Consider the following 20,718-nt stretch of genomic DNA (forward strand, 5'->3'; position numbering starts at 1 on the left):
GCGCCCTCTGAGGCGGCCTTGCCAGAGGCGGCGGCGTCCGACCGGGTCTCCTCGGGCCCCGGCGCCGGGTTGTCGGATGTGCTCACGTTGTCCCCCATCACAGCTTGGGCGCGATCTCGTCGTTCCAGATCTGCCGGCGCTTCTCGGCGGGCAGGTGGCAGGCGACCCGGTGGCCGGGGGCCGCGTCCCGCAGATCGGGACGCTCCTCGGTGCTCTTGCCGCCGTTCAGTTCAGCGTAGGCGCAGCGCGGGTTGAAGGCACAACCCTGCGGCAGGTTGATGAGGCTCGGCGGTGTGCCCTTGATGGGCAGCAGCCGCTCGGTGCGCTCCCGGTCCAGCCGCGGCATCGAGCCCAGCAGCCCCCACGTGTAGGGGTGCTCGGGCGCGTGGAACACGTCGTCCACGGTGCCGTACTCCACGCACCGGCCGCCGTACATCACCAGGATGTCGTCCGACAGCTCGGCGACCACGCCGAGATCGTGGGTGATCATGATGATGGCGGAGTTGAACTCGCGCTGCAGGTCCCGGAGCAGGTCCAGGATCTGCGCCTGCACCGTCACGTCCAGCGCGGTGGTCGGCTCGTCGGCGATCAGCAGCTCCGGGTCGCAGGACAGCGCCATCGCGATCATCGCGCGCTGCCGCATGCCGCCGGAGAACTGGTGCGGGTAGTCGTCCACGCGCCGGTCCGGCTTGGGGATGCCCACCCGGCCGAGCATGTCGATCGCGTGCTTGCGCGCGACCTTCTTGGTGACGTCGTTGTGGATCCGGTAGGCCTCGATGATCTGGTGCCCCACCGAGTAGAAGGGGTGCATCGAGGACAGCGGGTCCTGGAAGATCATCGCCATGTCGCGGCCGCGCAGCCGCCGCACCTGCTCCTCGCTCGCACCGACGAGCTCGTCGCCGTCCAGCCAGATCTCCCCCGAGACCTTGGCGTTGCGCCGGTTGTGCAGGCCGAGGATGCCGAGGCTCGTCACGCTCTTGCCGGAGCCCGACTCGCCCACGATGCCCAGCGTCTTGCCGCGTTCGAGCTGGAAGCTCAGCCCGTCCACGGACCTGACCAGGCCGTCGTCGGTCGGGAAGTGGATCCGCAGGTCGCGGACCTCCAGGAAGGAGGACGGCGGCCGGGAGTCCGCGGGCCCGCCGGGCGCCGTGGACGTGCCGTTGCGCATCTCGTTGTCCCGCTTCTTGCCCCTGCCCGTCTTTTCCTTGCCCGTCTTTTCCCTGCCCGCCATCAGCCCAGCCTCACTCTCGGGTCGGCGACCGCGTACAAGATGTCCACCACCAGGTTGGCGACGATGACGAACAGGCCGGTGGCCATCGTGACGCCGAGCGCGACAGGCAGGTCGCTGCGCGTGATGCCCTGCAACATCAGCTGGCCGAGCCCGGCGAACGAGAACGTGGTCTCGGTGATCACGGCGCCGCCGAGCAGCAGGCCGATGTCCAGGCCGAAGATCGTGATGATGGGGGTGAGCGCGGACCGCAGCCCGTGCCTGGTGATGACCGTCCGCTCGGGCAGGCCCTTGGCGCGGGCGGTGCGGATGTAGTCCTCGCCCATCGTCTCCAGCATGCCCGCGCGGGTGAGCCGCGCGTACATGGCCGCGTAGAGGAACGCGAGCGTGATCCAGGGCAGGATCAGCGCCTGTGCCCAGGTCGCCGGGTTGTCGAGGAACTCGTGGTACCTCGGTGTCGGCAGCAGCTTCAGCTGCCGGCAGATCAGCCAGATCGAGACCAGGCCGGTGAAGAACATGGGGAGGGACACGCCCGCCAGCGCGGCCGACATGGACGCGCGGTCGAAGACGCTCCCCCGCTTCAGCGCCGAGATGACGCCGATGGTGACGCCGGCGACCAGCCACAGGACGGCGGCGCCGAGCGCGATGGAGAAGGTGATGGGCGCACGGTCGAGCAGCAGGTCGAAGACCGGCTCGTTCGTGCGGTACGAGTACCCCAGGCACGGCGCGGGACACTCGGTGATGCTCGTGCCGAACCTGTACTCCTGGCCGACGAAGATGCCCTGGACGAACTCCCAGTAGCGGACCAGGAACGGGTCGTCGAGCCCCAGCTTGGCCTTGACGCCGGCCAGGCCCTCGGGGGTGACCTCACGGCCCAGGTAGCGCGCCGCGAGGTCGTCGGTCGACTGACCCGCCAGCTGCGGCAGCAGGAAGAAGATGCCGAACGTCACCAGGCTGATGATCGCCAGCAGAAGAACGGCGACCAGGAGACGCCGGATGATGTATCGGATCACTTCGAGCGGCGGTGGGGGCCGGCGCGGCGTGTCCTGTGGGACACCGCCGCGCCGGCCACCTCTGCCTTCACCTCTCTCAGAATTACTTGGCGAGCCCGAGGTTGGCGTAGTCGACCATGCCGGAGTACCCGTAGTTGATGAACACGTTCGTCACCTTCGGGTTCCGGTAGTACAGGTTCTTCGCGTACAACATCGGGATGATCGACGCGTCCTCCATGACGATCTTGTCGATCTCCGCGTAGATCTTGTTGCGCTCCGCCTCGTCCTTCAGCTGCACGACCTCCTTGAACTTCTTCGCGATCTCGGGGAGGTCGATGTGCGAGATGTTGGAGCTACCGGTGCCCTTGAGCGCGCCCGGGTCGGTGATCTGCTGCAGGAAGCCGAAACCGCTCGGGAAGTCGGCCGCCCAGCCGTAGACCATCAGGCCGAGCTGGTTCTTCTTGACGAAGTTCGGGTCGCCGACCACACCGCCGGTGTAGCCGTCCTCCGGGTAGTTCTTGATGTTGACGGTGATGCCGACCTTGGCCAGCGAGGCCTTCACGGACTCGGCCGCCGCCTTCTCCTTGGGCCGCTCGGTGCGGTAGGAGATGTTGGTGGTGAAGCCGTTCGGCTTGCCGCACTTGGCCAGGTGCTCCTTGGCCTTGGTCACGTCGCCCTTACCACCGTTGTTCGGGTACAGGTCGAACTTCTGGTGCGCCTTGAGGCTCGGCGGCATCACCGTGGAGGCGACGTCACCGCCGGTGGTGCCACCGTAGGCGGCCTGGTAGCCGGTCTTGTCCACGGCGTACTGGACCGCGATGCGGCAGTCCTTGTTGGTGAACGGCTCGACCTGGCGGCTGATGGCCGTGTACCAGAGGAAGCCCGAGGTCGGGTTGTCGGCGTTCTTCTTCAGCTCCGGGTCGGAGAGGATCTTCGACCGGGCGGCGGCGTTGACGCCGTTGCCCTGGACGTCCATGTGGGCGCTGCCGTCGATCTGGCGGTTGTCGACCTCGTCGGCCGCGACGCCCAGCTGCACCTCGATGTTGTCCAGGAGCTGCTTGCGGTTGGGGTCGCTGGCGTCCCAGTTCGGGTTCTTGCTCAGCTTGATCGACTTACCGGGCTCGTAGCTGTCGAGCTTGTACGGGCCGGTGGACACGACGCCCTTGGCGTAGTTGACGCCGCCCTTGGCGCCGGCGTCGGCGGCCTTGGGGACCGGAGCGGTCTGCGGGATCGTGGCCAGGTAGTCGAACTCGGCGAACGGAGCCGCCAGCTTGAAGACCACGGTCTGGTCGTCAGGGGTCTCGACGCCCTTGAAGTTGTCGAGGTTCGGGTCCTTGTACGGGCCCTTGTAGCCGTTCGGGTTGGCCAGGTACTGCCGGAAGTAGACCGGGCCCTTCTCCATGACCTCGGGCGAGTAGTTGCTCCGCGCGACCGCGTACTTCACGTCCTTGGACGTGACCGGCGTGCCGTCGGAGAACTTGACGCCCGGACGCAGCTTGTAGGTCCAGGTCTTCAGGTCGGCGCTCGGCTGGCCGAGACCGGTCGCCAGGTCCGGCGTGATCTCCAGGTTGCCCTGGCCGCCGACCGACTTGAAGGTCACCAGCGTGCGCGCGTAGAGGCGGCTGAAGTTCCAGGCGGTGGCGTAGTACATGTTGCCGGGGTCGGTCGAGTCGAAGTCGCCCGTCCGGAGCATCTGCAGGGTGCCGCCCTTGGCGTCGCCCGGGTTGACGATCGACTTGCTGCCCTGGTCGAAGACGCCGCTGCCGCCGCCTTCCTCATCCCCGCCGCCGCAGGCGGCGAGCACGAGGGCGGCGCTGACGCCGGCCGCCAGAACGGCGGTGCCCCTCCGTGTCGTTCTTCTCATTGTGTTCGCTCTCCCTTTGGGATCGGTCATGGTTTCTCGAGGGACAGTGGATGAGGGTCAGCGCGAGGACCGCGGGTCCAGCGCATCCCGGAGGCCGTCGCCGAAGAGGTTGAAGGCCAGCACGGTGACGAAGATCGCCATGCCCGGGAAGAACATGAAGTGCGGCGCGATCTCGTAGACCTCCTTGGCCTCGTTCAGCATGCCGCCCCAGCTGGGGGTGGGCGGGATGATGCCGACACCGAGGAAGGAGAGCGACGCCTCGAAGATGATGTTGGTGGGGATCATCAGCGTCGCGTAGACGAGGATCGGCGCCCACAGGTTGGGCAGCAGCTCGCGGAAGAGGATGTACGGGGCGCGCGCGCCCATGCTGCGGGCGGCGTCCACGAACTCGCGTTCCCGCAGCGACAGGGTCTGGCCGCGGATGATGCGGCCGATATAGGGCCAGCTGAAGAACCCGATCACGAAGATCAGGAACGCCACCCGCAGCCCGTTGCCCTCCAGCCCGAACGCGCTGTTGGGGAAGACTCCGACGAGGGCGATCGCGAAGAGCAGCAGCGGGAAGGCCAGGAAGATGTCCATGGCGCGGGCGATGAGGGTGTCGACCCAGCCGCCGAAGTAGCCGGCGATGACGCCGAAGAAGACGCCGAGCACCACCGCGAGCATCGTCGCGAGGAACGAGATCAGCAGGGAGTACTTGGCGCCGTTGACGATGCGGCTGAACATGTCCCGGCCCGCCGGCAGGTCCACGCCGAACCAGTGGTCGGCGCTGATGCCGGAGTGCATGATGCCGGTCTTGGGGCGCGACAGCGTCGGGTCGATCAGATCGTTGTGCGGCTCATTGGGGTCGCCCACCAGGAACGGTCCCACGATCGCCATGAGGATCAGCAGCACCACCAGGATGCCGCCGGCCATGGCGACCTTGTCGCGCTTGAGCCGCAGCCAGGCGATCTGCCCGAGCGAGCGGCCCTCGATCGCCTTGCGTTCGACGCCCGCAAGGACGGCCTCAGGCTGGGCCTCGGCCTCAGACCCGGTCGTCTCGATCGGTGCGGTCACGCTCCGTACCTCCTGCCGTTCGGCCTGTTGGCCACTCCGCCGCCGACCCAACGTCATGCGGCTGCGGAGATCATCCGCTGCCCGTGCCCGTTACGCCGTGTTTGCTGGAGGGAAACCTAGTCCTTCGGGCACGACTGTCCATCGCGTGTGGCGGCCTCTGCTAGTACCCGTATCTGACTTGTGATCTCGTCGTCATCTTGGGCACACGTGACCTGGACAACACACAGGACAAACCGCCCAGATATTACGTAGACGGGCGGCCTGCCCGGAGTTGAAACGCCGTCGGCACGGGGAAGCTTTACCGTTCTGAGGCCGTTCTGAGATCGATCGTCCGCAGGTCAACGGCGGTGGGCGCAGAATCGGCACAGACGAAGGGGCCGCCCGGCCGCGCGGAGGCGGCCGGACGGCCCCTGTCGGGACGTTCGGGAAAGCAGCGGCCGGCGGACGGCCGGGACAGGCGTGAATTCCGGTGACGCCCGTGTCGTGGCGGGCGGCGCCGTCACCCGGTCCCGCGGTTACGGAACGTTATTTGATGCCGCGGTTGCGGAGGATCTCTTCGATCTCGGCGAGGTCGGGATCCATGGCGGCCGGCGCGCCGCCGCTGGACCGCTCGACGGCCTTGTCCGGCTTGCGCTGCTTGGCGGCCTTGGGCGCCTTGGAGCGCTTGGACCCCTTGCCCTCGTCCACGGCGGCACCGGCCTCGGCCCGGCGGCTCAGCATCACGCCCGAGGCCAGGTAGAGCATGACGGCGAGGCCCACGAGGGCCACGCCGGCCCATTTCACGGGGCTGAAGACCAGCTCCGTCACGAACTCGGTCACGCCGGTCATCGCCGCTGCGGCGGGCACCAGGGACAGGGCGGCGCCGCGCATGCCCGAGGCCGCCCCCCGGCGCTTGTAGACACCCCAGCTGATGACCAGCCCCAGCAGGGTGACGCCATAACTGATCAGCTCGATCATGCGGGCCCCTCAATCCGTGCGATAGTGCTCTCCCCCATGGTCACACGTCCGGAACGGAAGGCCACTCCTCCGAGCGGACGGTTGTCGGACCTGCGGTGTCATCCGGAAGCGTGATCTGTCCCCTAGGGCTCAAGCGTGAGCCGCCCCGCAGATCACCCCGGGAGGTATCAGGCCCCCGCCACGAGGCTTGCTCAGCGTCCGCTGGAGACGAGTGAGGCCAGGAACGGCACGTCGACCTCCTGCAGCGAGCCCACCACCGTGCGGCGCGGGGCGGGCGGCGGGGGCAGCACCCCCGGGACGGCCACCGTCGCGCACCCGGCAGCCTGCGCCGAGGTCAGCCCGTTCGGCGAGTCCTCGATGGCCACGCACCGCGCGGGGTCGGCCCCGAGCAGCTCGGCGGCCGTCAGGTACGGCTCGGGATGCGGCTTGGTGTGCGTCACCTCGTCACCCACGACCGTGACCGCGAAGAGGTCGCGGCCGATGGCGTCGAGGACCGGCTCGGTCAGCGCCCGGTGGCTGGAGGTGACCAGCGCGACCGGGATGTCGGCCTCCCGCAGGCCGCACAGCAGCTCCTTGGCGCCGGGCAGCAGCGGGACGTGCGTCGAGAGCAGCTCGATCATGCCGTCCAGCATCCACCGCCCCACCCGCTCCTCGGGGACGTCGGTGCCGGTCTTGGCGACCATGTAGGCGACGGCGATCGCCAGCGAGCCGCCGACCAGATGTTGCTGGTCGGCCTCGCTCCAGGTGCCGCCGAGGCGCGCCACCACGTCGGTCTCGACCTCGAGCCAGAGCCGTTCGGAGTCGATCAGTGTCCCGTCCATGTCGGCCAATACGGCCTGCAGTCCCCCTGCCGGGTTCACGCAGCTCCTCTCATCAGGTGGTGAAGTGCTCTGTGTCGAAGTCGTGCTCAGGTGTTGAAGTATTTGGCCTCGGGGTGGTGGACCACCATCGCGTCGGCGGACTGCTCGGGGACGAGCTGGAGCTCCTCCGACAGCGACACGCCGATCCGCTCCGGCTTGAGCAGCCGTACGAGGGTGGCGCGGTCCTCCAGGTCGGGGCAGGCCGGGTAGCCGAAGGAGTAACGGGCGCCGCGGTAGCCGAGCTTGAAGAAGTCGCTCACGTCATCGGCGTCCTCGGCACCGAAACCGATCTCCGACCGGACGCGCGTGTGCCAGTACTCCATCAGCGCCTCGGTGAGCTGGACCGACAGGCCGTGCAGCTCCAGGTAGTCGCGGTAGGCGTCCTTGGCGAACAGCTCCCCGGTCGCCTCGGCGATCTTGGAGCCGACGGTGACCAGCTGGAAGGCGACCACGTCGGTCTCTCCCGACTCGCGCGAGCGGAAGAAGTCCGCGAGGCACAGGTGCCGGTCGCGGCGCTGGCGCGGGAACGTGAACCGTTCGCGGTCCGACCCGTCCTCGTTGAGGATCACCAGATCGTTGCCCTCACTGACGGCGGGGAAGTAGCCGTAGACGACCGCGGCCTCGATGAGGCCGTCGGTCTGGACGCGGTCGAGCCACATGCGCAGCCGCGGCCGGCCCTCGGTCTCGACGAGCTCCTCGTAGGAGGGACCGTCTCCGCCGCGGGCGGGCTTGAGGCCCCACTGCCCCATGAAGGTGGCGCGTTCGTCGAGGAAGGCCGAGTAGTCGGCCAGCGGGATGCCCTTGACGATGCGGTCGCCCCAGAACGGCGGTGAGGGCACCTTGTTGTCGGCCGCGACGTCGGAGCGCGCGGGCATGTCCTCGGGCTCGGTGACCTTGAGGGTGGCGCCCTTCTTGACCCGCCGCTCGCGCAGCGGCGGCAGCGAGGCGCCGTCCTCGCCGCGCTTGACGGCCATGAACGCGTCCATGAGCCGCAACCCCTCGAACGCGTCGCGGGCGTAACGGACCTCGCCGTCGTAGAGTCCCGCGAGGTCCTGCTCCACGTACGCCCGCGTCAGAGCGGCGCCGCCGAGCAGCACCGGCCACTCCGAGGAGAGCCCGCGGGAGTTGAGCTCCTCCAGGTTCTCCTTCATGATCACGGTCGACTTCACCAGCAGGCCGGACATGCCGATCACGTCGGCGCGCTCGTTCTTGGCGGCCTCCAGGATCGACGACATCGGCTGCTTGATGCCGAGGTTGACGACCTCGTAGCCGTTGTTGGACAGGATGATGTCAACCAGGTTCTTGCCGATGTCGTGGACGTCGCCCTTGACCGTGGCCAGCACGATGCGGCCCTTGCCGCCGTCCTCGGCCTTCTCCATGTGCGGTTCGAGGTAGGCGACCGCCGTCTTCATGACCTCGGCGCTCTGGAGCACGAACGGCAGCTGCATCTGGCCGGAGCCGAACAGCTCGCCGACGGTCTTCATGCCGTCCAGCAGCACGTCGTTGACGATCTCCAGGGCGGGCCGCTGGCTCAGGGCCTCGTCCAGGTCGGCGTTGAGCCCGTCCAGCTCGCCGTCGACGATGCGGCGCTTGAGCCGCTCCCACAGCGGCAGCCCGAGCAGCTCGGCGGCCCGTGCGCCCTTCATGGCCGCGGTGTCGACGCCCTCGAACACCTCCATGAACTTGATCAGCGGGTCGTAGTCCCCCGCACGCCGGTCGTAAACCAGGTCCAAGGCGACCTTGCGCTGCTCCTCGGGGATCCGCGCCGTCGGCAGGATCTTGGAGGCGTGCACGATCGCCGAGTCCAGCCCGGCGTCCACGCACTCGGCCAGGAACACCGAGTTGAGCACGATGCGCGCGGCCGGGTTGAGCCCGAACGACACGTTCGACAGTCCGAGCGTCGTCTGCACCGTCGGGTAGCGGCGCTTGAGCTCGCGGATCGCGTCGATGGTCTCCAGGGCGTCGCGGCGCGACTCCTCCTGGCCGGTGCCGATCGTGAACGTGAGGCAGTCGACGATGATGTCCTCGACCCGCATGCCCCAGGTACCGGTCAGCTCCTCGATCGTGCGGGCGGCGACGTCGACCTTCCAGTCGGCGGTGCGGGCCTGGCCCTCCTCGTCGATGCACATGACCACGACCGCGGCGCCGTGCTCGCGCACCACCGGCATCAGCCGCGCCATCTTGGAGTCGGGCCCCGTGCCGTCCTCCAGGCTGACCGAGTTGACCACGGCGCGGCCGCCGAGCATCTCCAGCCCGGCCTCCAGCACCGGCGTCTCGGTGGAGTCGAGCACGATCGGCAGGGTGGCCGCGGTGGCGAACCGGAAGGCCAGCTCCTTCATGTCGGCGACGCCGTCACGGCCGACGTAGTCGACGCACAGGTCGATCATGTGGGCGCCGTCGCGCGCCTGGTCACGGGCGATCCTGACGCAGTCGTCCCAGCGCTGCTCCAGCATCGCCTCGCGGAAGGCCTTGGAGCCGTTGGCGTTGGTGCGCTCGCCGATCGCCAGGTAGGAGGTGTCCTGGCGGAACGGGACATGCTGGTAGAGCGAGGCGGCGCCCGCCTCGGGACGGGCCCGGCGGTCGGCCACCTCGCGGCCGCGCACCCGCTCCACGACCTGGCGGAGGTGCTCGGGGGTGGTGCCGCAACAGCCGCCGACCAGCGACAACCCGAAGTCGCGCGTGAACGTGTCGTGCGCGTCGGCCAGCTCGCCCGGCGTCAGCGGGTAGTGCGCGCCGTCGGCGGTCAGCTCCGGCAGGCCCGCGTTGGGCATGCAGGACAGGCCGATCCGCGCGTGCCGGGCCAGGTAACGCAGGTGCTCGCTCATCTCGGCCGGGCCGGTGGCGCAGTTGAGACCGATCAGGTCGAGCTCCAGCGGCTCCAGCGCGGTCAGCGCGGCGCCGATCTCCGAGCCCATCAGCATGGCGCCGTTCTGCTCGATCGTGACCTGGCCGATCAGCACCGTGTCGGCACCGGCCGCCTTGATCGCGCGCTTGGCGCCGATCAGCGCGGCCTTGGCCTGGAGGAGGTCCTGGCAGGTCTCCACCAGGATGGCGTCGGCGCCGCCGGCGATCAGTCCCTCGACGTTGCGCTGGTAGGCGTCGCGCAGCGAGGCGAACGGCACGTGCCCGAGGGTGGGCAGCTTGGTGCCGGGCCCGACCGACCCGATCACCCAGCGGGGGCGGTCCGGCGTGGCGTAGGCGTCCGCGACCTCGCGGGCGATGCGCGCCCCGGACTCCGACAGCTCCTCGATGCGCTCGGTGATGTCGTACTCGCCGAGGTTGCCGAAGTTGGCGCCGAAGGTGTTGGTCTCGACGCAGTCGACGCCGGCCTCGAAATAGGCCTCGTGGACCGACCGGACGATGTCAGGCCGGGTGACGTTCAGGATCTCGTTGCAGCCCTCGTGCCCCTGGAAGTCGTCCAGGGTGGGGTTGCGGTCCTGGAGCATCGTCCCCATGCCTCCGTCGGCCACGACGACACGCTTCCGGAGGGCCTCACGCAAGGACTGTGGGTTGGGAGAGCTCATGGTGCCCCACCTTATCCGGGGCCACCTGAGTCTCCCTCGAGGCGTCCAGATGCTGGGAACACTGCGACGCAGGTCACGTACGGAACGAGATTGACCCGTGACGCGGGGGTCATCAGACCGATAACGTGCCCACCTGAAACTACTCCCCGGTAAGGAGCGGCATGAGCGCGTACCGCACCATCCTCGTCGGCACCGACGGCTCGGACACCTCGTTCCGCGCGGTCGACAGGGCCGCCCAGCTTGCCGCCGCCACCGGCGCCACGCTGCTGCTCGCCTCCGCCTACCACCCCATGCCCACGCGCGAGCGCCTCACCGCCGCCGACCGCCTCGGTGACCTGGCCTACAAGGTGCAGGGCTCCACACCTGCGGAAGATGCCCTGCGCGCCGCCCGTGAGCGGGCGGTCGCGGCCGGCGCCAAGGACATCGACGAGCTCGCCCTCGAGGGTGACGCCGTCGACGTCATCGCCAGGGTCGCCAAGGAGCGGACAGCGGATCTCGTGGTGGTCGGCAACCGCGGCCTCAACAGCCTGGCCGGACGGCTCCTGGGTTCGGTCCCGGCGAACCTTTCGCACCGTTCGCCCTGCGACATCCTCATCGTCCACACCACGGACGGCAAGTGACCGAACTGTAATCGGTTCCACCCGGCCACCGGGCACCCCGGAGGTCTGGGCGGCGGGGCGGTGGGGTAGGTCCCCCTCAGGACGTAGGCTGACAGCCACCGATCATGAGCGGGCCCCGGAACCCCCCGGGAATGCCGCCCCCCTCGGTGACGCTGTACCCGACGTCGGAAGGAGGCAGCGCGTGGTCGAGCTCGAAGGCGTGCCGGAACTCGTCGACCCGGTCCTCGTGGCCGCTTTTGAAGGGTGGAACGACGCTGGGGAGGCGGCCAGCGGGGTCATCCAGCATCTGGAGAACATCTGGGACGCGGTGCCCATCGCGGAGCTCGATCCGGACGACTACTACGACTTCCAGGTGACCCGGCCGATCGTCGAGATGGTCGACGGCGAGAGCCGCGGCATCACCTGGCCCACCACCCGGATCTCCTGGGCGCGCCTTCCCACCGGCCGCGACGTGGTCCTGGTGCACGGCATCGAGCCCAACATGCGGTGGCGCTCGTTCTGCCGCGAGCTGGTGGGCCTCATGCTCCAGCTCGGCGTGGAGAACGTCGTGCTGCTGGGCGCCCTGCTCGCCGACGCCCCGCACACCCGGCCCGTCCCGGTCACCGGGGCCGCCTCCGAGGCCGGACTGGTCACTACCCTCCACCTGGAGCCCGCTCGCTACGAGGGCCCGACCGGCATCCTCGGCGTGCTCCAGGACGCCTGCGCCAAGGCCGATCTGAGCACCGTGTCGCTCTGGGCGGCGGTGCCGCACTACGTCGCGCAGCCGCCCTCCCCCAAGGCCACCCTCGCGCTGCTCCGCCGGGTCGAAGACCTCCTTGACGTCACGATCCCCCTGGGCGAGCTGCCCGAGGAGGCCCGCGCCTGGGAAAACGGCGTCAACGAGCTGGCTGAAGAGGACTCCGAGGTCGCCGAATACGTCCGCACCCTGGAGGAGCAGAAGGACGCCGCCGAGCTGCCCGAGGCCAGCGGCGACGCCATCGCCCGCGAGTTCGAACGCTACCTCCGCCGCAGGGACGCCGGCTGATCGACTTCGGGCTGGAGCCTGGAGATCCCCGCAAGCTCGCCGGTCTGCCGTGATCGATCGCCATGCAGGCGGTTTAAGTGGCATTATGCGACAGGTCCAATTAGCGGACCGCGAGGGAGCGCCGTGCCGGAGGTCCAGCCGCTGCTGCCGCACGATCCCAGGGCGCTGGGGTCGTACGAGCTGGTGGGACGGCTGGGGTCGGGTGGTCAGGGCACGGTCTACCTCGGCACGGGCCCGGACGGGCAGCAGGTCGCGGTCAAGCTGCTGCGCGTGCAGTTCGACGAGGACGGCAGCGCGCGGACCCGGTTCATCCGGGAGGCCGAGGTCGCCAAGCAGGTGGCCCGCTTCTGCACCGCCCAGATCCTCGACGCCGACACGATCGGCGACAGCCCGTACCTGGTCAGCGAGTACGTGGCGGGGCCCGCGCTCAGCACCCAGGTGGCGCGGGCCGGTCCGCTCTCCGGCGGGGCGCTGGACCGGCTGGCGGTCAGCACCGCCAGCGCGCTGGCCGCGATCCACCGGGCCGGCATCGTGCACCGGGACCTGAAACCCCCCAACGTGCTGCTGGGCCCGGACGGGCCGCGGGTCATCGACTTCGGCCTGTCCCGGATGCTGGACGTGGCCACCGCGGCGAGCAGCAAGGCCGTCGGCACACCCGCGTACATGGCGCCGGAGCAGATCACCGGCGGTGAGGTGGGCGCGGCGGCGGACGTGTTCGCGTGGGGCGCGACGATGACGTTCGCGGCGACCGGGCACCCACCGTTCGGCACGGACTCGATCCACGCGGTGATCTACCGGGTGCTCCACCACGAGCCGGACCTCGGCGGGCTCGACGGCCGCCTGCGCGCGCTGGTGGCGGCGGCGATGTCCAAGGACCCGGCGGCCAGGCCCACCGCGGCGCAGCTGATGCTCCGCATGGTCGGGCACGACGAGGCGTTCCAGCCCGATGACGCACTGGCCACCCGAGCCGACGGCAGGCCGCTCGTGCCGCCGCCGCGCACCGGCGACCCGCAGCGTACGGCCGATCCCCAGGAGGCCGACCCCCAGGAGACGTCGCCCATCCCTCCGCGGCGCCCGAGGAGCAAGTTCGCGGGCACGGTCGCCGTGGTGGGTGCCGCCGCGCTGGTGGGAGCCGGCGGTTTCACGTTCGCGTCCTGGCCGGACGAGACGGGACGGGACGAGCAGGAGCCGGCGGTGGCGGCGCAGGGCGGCGGCGTCCCCACGTCGGCCGTCTCGCCGGGAGTGAAGGCCAAGAGACGCGCGAAGGAGAGCGCCGGGCTCGATTCCCGGGGCACGGTCTCCACGACGCCGTCCGGCACGCCGAAGAGCAGGACCACCAGGCGGCCCAAGCCGTCCGGCGGCCCCTCCGCGTCACCGACGCCGAAGCCGAGGCCCGTCCGCCTCGGCTCCCCCGATCCGGACCAGTACTGCAAGGCGGGAGACCCGGACAAGTCCGCCGTCTTCCGGAGCGGCCAGTGGTACTGCGTCCACGACACGGGACTCGGGGTCGACACGGTGATCACCATGACCCAGGTGTGCCGGTCGCAGTGGAGCCCGTACGCCGAGGCCAGGCTGACGGGCGACGCGAGCGCTCCCGGTGACTGGGAGTGCTACGTCATCGAATGAGGGAACCGTGGCCTCCTTGCCTGCTCAGAGGGACACGGCTTGCTCAGAGGGACACGCCGAGCAGGGCGTCCACGAGGGCGCGGATCTGCCCGGGCGCGGCCTCGTCGGGGCCCTCGCCCGCGGCGGCGCGCTCGGCCCACCGGTCCACCGCGAGCAGCGCGGCGGGCGCGTCGAGGTCGTCGGCCAGGTGGCGGCGGACCTCGTCGGCCGTCTCGGCCGCGGGCGGTCCGGCGGGGCTCCGCACCGCCTCGCGCCACCGGCCCAGGCGGGCCTGCGCGGCGTCAAGCTGCTCTGCGGTCCACTCCCAGTCGGAACGGTAGTGGTGGGCGAGCAGGCCCAGCCGGATGGCCATCGGGTCCGTCCCCGAGCGCCGCAGCTTGGAGACGAACACCAGATTGCCCTTGGACTTGGACATCTTCTCGCCGTCCAGGCCCACCATCCCCGCGTGAACGTAGGCCTTGGCGTGCGGCCGTTCGCCGGTGGCGACCTGCGCGTGCGAGGCGCCCATCTCGTGGTGGGGGAACGCCAGGTCCGAGCCGCCGCCCTCGACGTCGAACGCCATGCCCAGCTCCTGGATGGAGATCGCTGAGCACTCGACGTGCCAGCCGGGGCGGCCCATGCCGAACGGCGACTCCCACCCGGGCTCACCGGGTCGCTGCGACAACCACAGCAGCGCGTCCAGCGGGTCCTTCTTGCCCGGCCGGTCCGGGTCGCCGCCGCGCTCGGCGAACAGCGGCATCATCCCGGCGCGGTCCAGCCGGCTGACCTGGCCGAAGTCCGGGTCGGCCGCCACCGGGAAATAGATGTCACCGTCCACCTCGTACGCGGCGTCCTTGGCCCGCAGCTTCTCGATCATCTCCACGATCAGCGGGATCGCCTCGACGGCGCCGACGTACTGGTCGGGCGGGAGCACGCGCAGCGCGGTCATGTCCTCGCGGAACAGCGCGATCTCCCGGTCGGCCAGCTCCCGCCAGTCCTGGCCGGTCTGCTGCGCCCGCTCCAGCAGCGGGTCGTCCACGTCAGTGGCGTTCTGCACGTAGTGCACGGTGTGACCAAGGTCTCGCCACACGCGGTTCACCAGGTCGAACGCAAGATAGGTGTTGGCGTGCCCGAGGTGAGTGGCGTCGTAGGGCGTGATGCCGCAGACGTACATCCGTGCCGTCTCACCCGGCTGGGTGGGCTTGACTGACCCTGTCCCGGTGTCGTGCAGATGCAGCTGGAGCGCCGGAGCCGGCAGTCCGAGGGCGGGAAGGCTGGGCACTTCGGGTGCAGGCCACGATCGCATACGGAAAAGCTTATCTGCGTCCTACACGTGACAAACCTGACCCGACTCGCCTGCCGGGATCTCTCAGCGCACGCTGCTCCAGGCGCGCGGGTCGCCCGGCGCGGACGAGAAGTCGTAGCGGAGGCCTTCCCGGGACATGGCGACCAGGCTCACCGACGTGGTGCCCCACACCCTCCCGCCGCCGAGGTCGAGGAGAGGCAGCAGCGCCCGCTTGTCGTTGCGGGCGATGCCGTCACCGTCCACCAGGGGAAGCCACTCGCCCCACACTTCGGCGGCACCACCGCCACCGCCCGGCTCGGGCCGGACCGCGGCCGCCAGCCTGGGCCGGAAGTGCGCGATGCGCTCCGACATGAACGAGTCCTCGGAGTCGCCCGTCTCGGGGCCCTCACCTTCGAGACCCCGGTTCACCACAAGATGCAGCCCCGGGCCGAGCTCTCGTCCGGTGAGCTCGATGCCGTCCCAGCTCCACATCCGCACCGCGCCGGGCTCGGCGCCGATGAGGTGGAACGGGTCGAAGCGCGGCAGGTCGAGGCCGTCGAGCCCGCCGCCGGCCGCGACGAGCAGCGGCAGTTCGCCACGGGAGGCACGAACGTTCTCCGGGGCCATCCGGCCGCGGCCGTTGAGCACGCAGGAGGCACGCGGGGCGGCCGGGTCGACGGCGAACCAGGTGCCGCCGGCGCGCAGGTCGCGGCCGCCGATCAGGCCGGGCCGGCCGGGCCAGTGCGGACCGGGGGGCTGCCAGGCCCGGGCGACGAACTCGTCCCGGACACCTACCAGGAGCACCGGGACGGGGGACGAGGGGTCAACGCTGACGATCGCCGTGCACATGGCGACCATTGGAGCATTACGGGCAAACCCGTCGGCGCGCGGGTCCCGCACAGACCAGAGGGTGAGCGCTAGAGGGGCGGCCAGGGGATGGCGGGCCAGTCCTCCGGCGGGTAGGGGTGGATGCGGTGCTTGAGCATCAGCTCCACCCTGCGGCGCGTGGCGTCCACCTCCTCCTCGGTGAGAAGCTCGGCGAGCCGCGTGCCCAGCGAGCCCGCGCGCAGAGCCGACTCGACCCGGCCCAGCGCCTCCAGCGCCTCGTCGGTCAGCGGCTTGCCGCGCCACTGCCACAGCACTGTGCGCAGCTTGTATTCCACCGAGAAGCAGACGCCGTGGTCGCAGCCGTAGACATGCCCGTCGCCCGGCGGCAGGAGATGCCCGATCTTGCGGTCGGCGTTGTTGACGACCGCGTCGAACACCGCCATCCGGCGGATGGGGTCGTCGTTCGACCGCGACAGCCCGACGAGGTCGATGTCGGGGTCGGGCTCGACCCACAGCTGCACCATCCCGGGCCCGTACGGGCCGTCGCGGTGCACCGTCGGCGGCACCAGGTGCCAGCCCATCACCTCCGACACCGCGTAGGCGGCGACCTCGCGGTCGGCCAGCGTCCCGTCGGGGAAGTCCCACAGTGGCCGCTCTCCCGCGACCGGCTTGTAGACGCAGGCGGCCTGTGTCCCGTCCCATTCCACCGAGCAGTAGAGGGTGGCGTTGGAAGCCTGGACGAGGCGGCCTTCCACGTTGAGGCGGCCCTGCAGCAGCAGCCGCTCGGCGCCCTCGACGTCGTGCGGCGAGACGGACCGGCCGCCGGTGGGGGTGCGATCCCGGGAGGGCTGCGTCATGCGTTCATTCTCCAGCGCACCACGGTCATGATCCAGCACAGGGCCGTCTCAACCTAGATGCCCGTTTTGGCGTGGGCAGATGTGGCCGGCCGCGTCGAGCGGAAGGCCGCACAGCGGACAGGGCGGACGGCCCGCGGCCACCACCTTGAGGGCCCGCTCCGCGAAGGCGCGTGCCTGGGCGGCGGTGATGCGGACCCGCAGCACGACGATGGCCGGATCGTCCTCGCCGACCTCGGCGTCCTCGGCCTCCTCGGTGACCTCCTGGGCCTCGATGATGATGCGCTCGTCCTCGGGGTCCCAGGCGAGCGCCATGGTCCCGACCTTGAACTCCTCCTCCACCGGCTGGTCGAGCGGCTCGTCGTCGTGCAGCTCGGACGGGGCGACAGCGGGCACCGCGGCGTCGCCGCCGCTGCGCCGCAGCACCTCGTCCAGGAGCTCCTCCAGGCGTTCAGCGAGCAGGGTCACCTGGAACTTCTCCAGGCCGACGCTGGTGACCCGCGGCCCGGAGCGGGCCTGCAGGAAGAAGGCGCGATCCCCTGGCTGCCCGACGGCGCCGGCGACGAACCTGTCCGGTAGTTCATAGGAGATGACAGGCATGACCACGACCCTACGCGCCGCCACCGACGGGCGCGTCACTGTCCCCTCCGTCACGTCTCTCGCCGTCCGCGGCGGGCTTGGGGACCAGGTCCGCCACGCCGCCGCCGGTGTCGTTCAGCCGGACCACGAACGGCCGCAGCTCGGTGTAGCGGATCACGGTGAGCGAGGCGGGGTCGGCCTGGATCCGCTGGAACTGGTCGAGGTGCAGGCCGAGCGCGTCGGCCACGATCGCCTTGATGATGTCGCCGTGGCTGCAGACCGCGTACATCGCGTCCGGCCCGTGCTCGGCGGCCACGCGTTCGTTCCACTCCCTGACGCCGGCGACGGCGCGATGTTGCGCGGCGGCCAGGGACTCGCCGTCCTCACCGGGGAATCGGGCGGCGCTCGGATGCGCCTGCACGACCCGCCACAGCGGCTCCTTGGCCAGTTCCTCCAGCCGCCGTCCGGTCCAGTCGCCGTACCGCACCTCGCCGAACCGCTCGTCCACCTCGATCTTCTCGATCGGGTCGCCGTGCCCGGCGGCGATCGCCTCGGCGGTCTCCAGGCACCGGTCGAGCGGGCTGGACACGACCGCCCGCAGCGGCAGCGCGGCGATCCGCGCGCCCAGGTCCCGGACCTGGGCGCGGCCGCGCTCGTCCAGGTGCAGGTCGGGGGTCCAGCCGGCGAGCACGGGGCCCGTCAGGGCGGTGAGGCCGTGCCGCACCAGCAAGAGCGTCGTCACAGCAGGCACTCTACGAGACCCGCCGCCCAGGGGTGATCATTACGCCTTCTTGGAATTATCGGGAACAATGCCAAGCGTGATTGTGGACAAGGCGATCTACCTCGCCGGAACGCGCCAGGAGATCGACGGCGACATCAGCGACGCTTTCGATGCCGCCAGGACGAAAGGCGACTGCTTCGCGTGGATCGGCCTGTTCGAGCCGACCGAGGACGAGTTCGAGCTCATCCGCGAGGAGCTCAAGCTCCACCCGCTGGCCGCCGAGGACGCGGTCTCCGCCCACCAGCGGCCCAAGCTGGAGCGGTACGACGACACGCTCTTCATCGTGCTCAAGTCCCTGGCCTACCACGACGACACGTCCGACATCGAGGTCGGCGAGATCATGTTGTTCCTCGGCAAGGACTTCGTGGTGACGGTCCGGCACGGCCCCGGCAACCCGCTCGGCCCGGTGCGCAAGCGGCTGGAGACCGACCCCGAGCTCCTCCAGCACGGCGCCACCTCCGTCCTCTATGCCATCTGCGACGAGGTGGTGGACCACTACGGCGTCGTCGCGCACGAGGTCGAGCAGGACATCATCAATCTGGAACGCGCGGTCTTCGATCCACAGGCTCCCGACGTCACCGAGGACATCTACTCCCTCAAGCGCGAGGTCCTGGAGTTCCGCGGCGCGGAGGACCCGCTGATCCCGGTGCTCCAGGACATCGTCAAGGGCCGCGTCGCCGAGTGCGGGACGACCCGCGAGTACTTCCGCGACGTCCTCGACCACCTGCTGCGCGTGGACGGCCTGGTCGACGCCCACAACGAGCTGCTCAACAGCGCGCTCACCGCGCATCTGGCCCTGCTCGGCAAGCAGCAGAACGAGGACATGCGCAAGATCTCCTCGTGGGCCGCCATCATCGCGGTGCCGACCGCGCTGGCCGGGATCTACGGCATGAACTTCGACTACATGCCCGAGCTCAAGTGGAAGATCGGATACCCGCTGGTCATCGTCATCATGGTGGTCGCCTGCACGATCGTCTACCGCAAGCTGCGCAAGAACGGCTGGCTCTAAGCGGGGTCTCTAAGACTTGGAAGCCTTGCTGCGGGGGACGCGGGCCAGGAGACCGGCCCAGAGATGGGACTCGGCTCCCCCGGCCTCCAGCCGGCGGCGGATCCTGTCCACGGTCCCGGTGGTGGGCAGGGCCAGCCGGATCAGCAGCGGATAGCCCAGCACGAAACCGGCCACGAACACCATCTCGCTGTGGCCGATCATGGCGAGCGGCAGGCCCAGCAGGATGACCGCCTCCGCCAAGGCGAACCGCAGCAGCAGCGCCTGACGGAACTGCAGCAGCGCCGTCTCCACCGCCTGCGCAGGTGCCTGCCCCGCGCCCATCGGCCGCGGCGCGCGAGGGCCGGCCAGCACCGCCACGAGGGCGCCTGCGGCCAGCGGCAGGTAGAACCACCACGGCGCGTCACCCAGCCGGCCCTTGCCGTCCTGGACGATCAGCGGGGTGATGGCGGCGATCAGCACGGGCGCGACCATCAGCACCAGCATCATGGTCCGCAGCCGCCCCAGCAGCGTCCCCGACCGCATCGACGCGGCGAATCCCGGGTCGTCGGCACGGCTCGCCCCGAACACCGGCTCATCGATCTGCCCGCCGTCGCCGGGGAAGGGCTGCGACGAGTACATCGGAAACTGCGGCGGCGCCATGGTGGCGAACTCTAGCCCGACACGGAGTGAATCGGGAGTGTTGCGACGGTCTCAAATACGAGGTCAGCCACCTTATGCGCGGCCGGCGGGGTCAGGTCGCGGTGATCGTCCCGGCGGCCAGGAGCCCCATGATGATGCCGCCGAGCGCCACCCGGTAGTAGACGAAGACCATCATCGAGTGCCGGGCGAGGTACTTCAGCAACCAGGCGATGCAGGCGTACCCGACCACGAACGACACCACGGTGGCGACGATCGTGGGGACGAGCTGCAGCCCGCCCTCGAACGCGTGCCGCATCTCGAAGGCGCCGGACAGCACCACCGCGGGCACCGAGAGCAGGAACGAGTAGCGCGCCGCTGCCTCTCGCGTGTAACCGAGGAAGAGCGCGCCGGTCATGGTGGAGCCCGACCGCGAGGAGCCGGGGATCAGCGACAGGCACTGGAACGCGCCGATGATCAGGCCGTCCCGCAGATTCAGGTCGGCGACCTCGCGCTTCCGGTTTCCGGCCCACTCGGACACCATCAGCAGCAGGCCCATCAGGATCAGCGTGGTCGAGTTGATCCACAGATTCCGCGACGGGCCCTCGATGAAGTCGGAGAACGCCAGCCCGCAGACGCTGATCGGGATCGTGCCGAGGCCGATGTACCAGCCCATCCGGGCGTCCTGGTGACGCCGCAGGTCCGGGGTCCACAGGCTCTTGGTCCAGGTGGTCGCGATCTTCACCAGATCGCGCCAGAAGTAGATGATGACGGCCGCCATCGTGCCGAGCTGGATCACCGCGGTGAAGGGCGCCCCCGGGTCGTCCCACCCCATGAACTTGGGGACGAAGAGCAGGTGACCCGAGCTGGAGATCGGCAGGAACTCGGTGAGTCCCTGGACGATTCCGAGCACGGTCGCTTCCACGACGTTCACTTGGTGAGATTCCCCTCGAAGCGCGAATCGGGCGCCGGCGCATGTTCCGAACGGAAGCGTAGCGGTCCCAGGGATACGCGCGCGCCGCACGGAAGTGGACCGCTCC

Annotated in this window: 18 protein-coding genes; 4 read left to right on the plus strand and 14 right to left on the minus strand. The window is 69.9% G+C overall.

Annotated elements, in window-relative coordinates; all coding sequences use genetic code 11:
- Positions 1-97: 97 nt before the first annotated feature.
- From ACH34W_RS11875 to metH, 7 genes are all read right to left on the minus strand, one after another.
- On the minus strand, positions 98-1,168 hold the full coding sequence (locus ACH34W_RS11875) for an ABC transporter ATP-binding protein (RefSeq protein WP_395961178.1): 1,071 nt from the start codon (positions 1,166-1,168) through the stop codon (positions 98-100).
- A 62-nt stretch (positions 1,169-1,230) separates the two neighbouring features.
- Positions 1,231-2,241 (minus strand): ABC transporter permease, encoded by a 1,011-nt coding sequence (locus ACH34W_RS11880; RefSeq protein ID WP_395960849.1) that lies wholly within the window; start codon positions 2,239-2,241, stop codon positions 1,231-1,233.
- An 82-nt stretch (positions 2,242-2,323) separates the two neighbouring features.
- Positions 2,324-4,084, minus strand: coding sequence for an ABC transporter substrate-binding protein (locus ACH34W_RS11885; RefSeq protein ID WP_395960850.1), 1,761 nt, complete (start codon positions 4,082-4,084; stop codon positions 2,324-2,326).
- A 57-nt stretch (positions 4,085-4,141) separates the two neighbouring features.
- On the minus strand, positions 4,142-5,137 hold the full coding sequence (locus tag ACH34W_RS11890; protein ID WP_395960851.1) for an ABC transporter permease: 996 nt from the start codon (positions 5,135-5,137) through the stop codon (positions 4,142-4,144).
- A 525-nt stretch (positions 5,138-5,662) separates the two neighbouring features.
- Positions 5,663-6,094 (minus strand): hypothetical protein, encoded by a 432-nt coding sequence (locus ACH34W_RS11895; RefSeq protein ID WP_395960852.1) that lies wholly within the window; start codon positions 6,092-6,094, stop codon positions 5,663-5,665.
- 191 nt (positions 6,095-6,285) lie between these two features.
- A complete protein-coding gene (locus tag ACH34W_RS11900) occupies positions 6,286-6,954 on the minus strand; it encodes an HAD family hydrolase (protein ID WP_395960853.1) in 669 nt (222 codons plus the stop codon).
- A 47-nt stretch (positions 6,955-7,001) separates the two neighbouring features.
- Positions 7,002-10,478 carry a methionine synthase gene (gene metH / locus ACH34W_RS11905; RefSeq protein ID WP_395960854.1) on the minus strand — a complete coding sequence of 1,159 codons (3,477 nt, stop codon included), beginning with the start codon at positions 10,476-10,478 and terminating at the stop codon, positions 7,002-7,004.
- 161 nt (positions 10,479-10,639) lie between these two features.
- Between metH and ACH34W_RS11910 the strand changes: the two genes are divergently transcribed.
- From ACH34W_RS11910 to ACH34W_RS11920, 3 genes are all read left to right on the plus strand, one after another.
- Positions 10,640-11,098 (plus strand): universal stress protein, encoded by a 459-nt coding sequence (locus ACH34W_RS11910; protein ID WP_395960855.1) that lies wholly within the window; start codon positions 10,640-10,642, stop codon positions 11,096-11,098.
- Between the two features lie 181 nt (positions 11,099-11,279).
- Positions 11,280-12,122, plus strand: a complete 843-nt coding sequence (locus ACH34W_RS11915) for a PAC2 family protein (protein WP_395960856.1) — start codon at positions 11,280-11,282, stop codon at positions 12,120-12,122.
- A gap of 123 nt (positions 12,123-12,245) precedes the next feature.
- Positions 12,246-13,748, plus strand: a complete 1,503-nt coding sequence (locus tag ACH34W_RS11920) for a protein kinase (protein WP_395960857.1) — start codon at positions 12,246-12,248, stop codon at positions 13,746-13,748.
- Between the two features lie 43 nt (positions 13,749-13,791).
- Here the strand turns inward: ACH34W_RS11920 and mshC are convergent, their stop codons facing one another.
- The 5 genes from mshC to ACH34W_RS11945 form a co-directional block, all read right to left on the minus strand.
- A complete protein-coding gene (gene mshC, locus ACH34W_RS11925) occupies positions 13,792-15,033 on the minus strand; it encodes a cysteine--1-D-myo-inosityl 2-amino-2-deoxy-alpha-D-glucopyranoside ligase (protein ID WP_395960858.1) in 1,242 nt (413 codons plus the stop codon).
- A 63-nt stretch (positions 15,034-15,096) separates the two neighbouring features.
- Entirely contained in the window at positions 15,097-15,861 is a 765-nt protein-coding gene (locus ACH34W_RS11930) for an NRDE family protein (RefSeq protein ID WP_395960859.1), read from the minus strand.
- Positions 15,862-15,929: 68 nt separating this feature from the next.
- Entirely contained in the window at positions 15,930-16,697 is a 768-nt protein-coding gene (locus ACH34W_RS11935) for an SCO1664 family protein (RefSeq protein WP_395960860.1), read from the minus strand.
- 48 nt (positions 16,698-16,745) lie between these two features.
- Entirely contained in the window at positions 16,746-17,294 is a 549-nt protein-coding gene (locus ACH34W_RS11940) for a DUF3090 domain-containing protein (RefSeq protein ID WP_395960861.1), read from the minus strand.
- 10 nt (positions 17,295-17,304) lie between these two features.
- Positions 17,305-18,015 carry a histidine phosphatase family protein gene (locus ACH34W_RS11945; protein ID WP_395960862.1) on the minus strand — a complete coding sequence of 237 codons (711 nt, stop codon included), beginning with the start codon at positions 18,013-18,015 and terminating at the stop codon, positions 17,305-17,307.
- A 67-nt stretch (positions 18,016-18,082) separates the two neighbouring features.
- On the opposite strand from ACH34W_RS11945, the gene corA reads away from it, so the two are divergent.
- Complete coding sequence (corA, locus tag ACH34W_RS11950) at positions 18,083-19,063, plus strand: magnesium/cobalt transporter CorA (RefSeq protein WP_395960863.1); 981 nt, start codon at positions 18,083-18,085, stop codon at positions 19,061-19,063.
- A 9-nt stretch (positions 19,064-19,072) separates the two neighbouring features.
- On the opposite strand, the gene ACH34W_RS11955 is transcribed toward corA, so the two are convergent.
- Together ACH34W_RS11955 and ACH34W_RS11960 are read right to left on the minus strand one after the other, a co-directional pair.
- Complete coding sequence (locus ACH34W_RS11955) at positions 19,073-19,702, minus strand: hypothetical protein (RefSeq protein ID WP_395960864.1); 630 nt, start codon at positions 19,700-19,702, stop codon at positions 19,073-19,075.
- Between the two features lie 91 nt (positions 19,703-19,793).
- Positions 19,794-20,612, minus strand: coding sequence for an undecaprenyl-diphosphate phosphatase (locus ACH34W_RS11960; RefSeq protein ID WP_395960865.1), 819 nt, complete (start codon positions 20,610-20,612; stop codon positions 19,794-19,796).
- Between the last annotated feature and the right edge of the window lie 106 nt (positions 20,613-20,718).

It is taken from the genome of Actinomadura sp. 6N118, from assembly GCF_044326415.1.
Classification (GTDB): Bacteria; Actinomycetota; Actinomycetes; order Streptosporangiales; family Streptosporangiaceae; genus Spirillospora.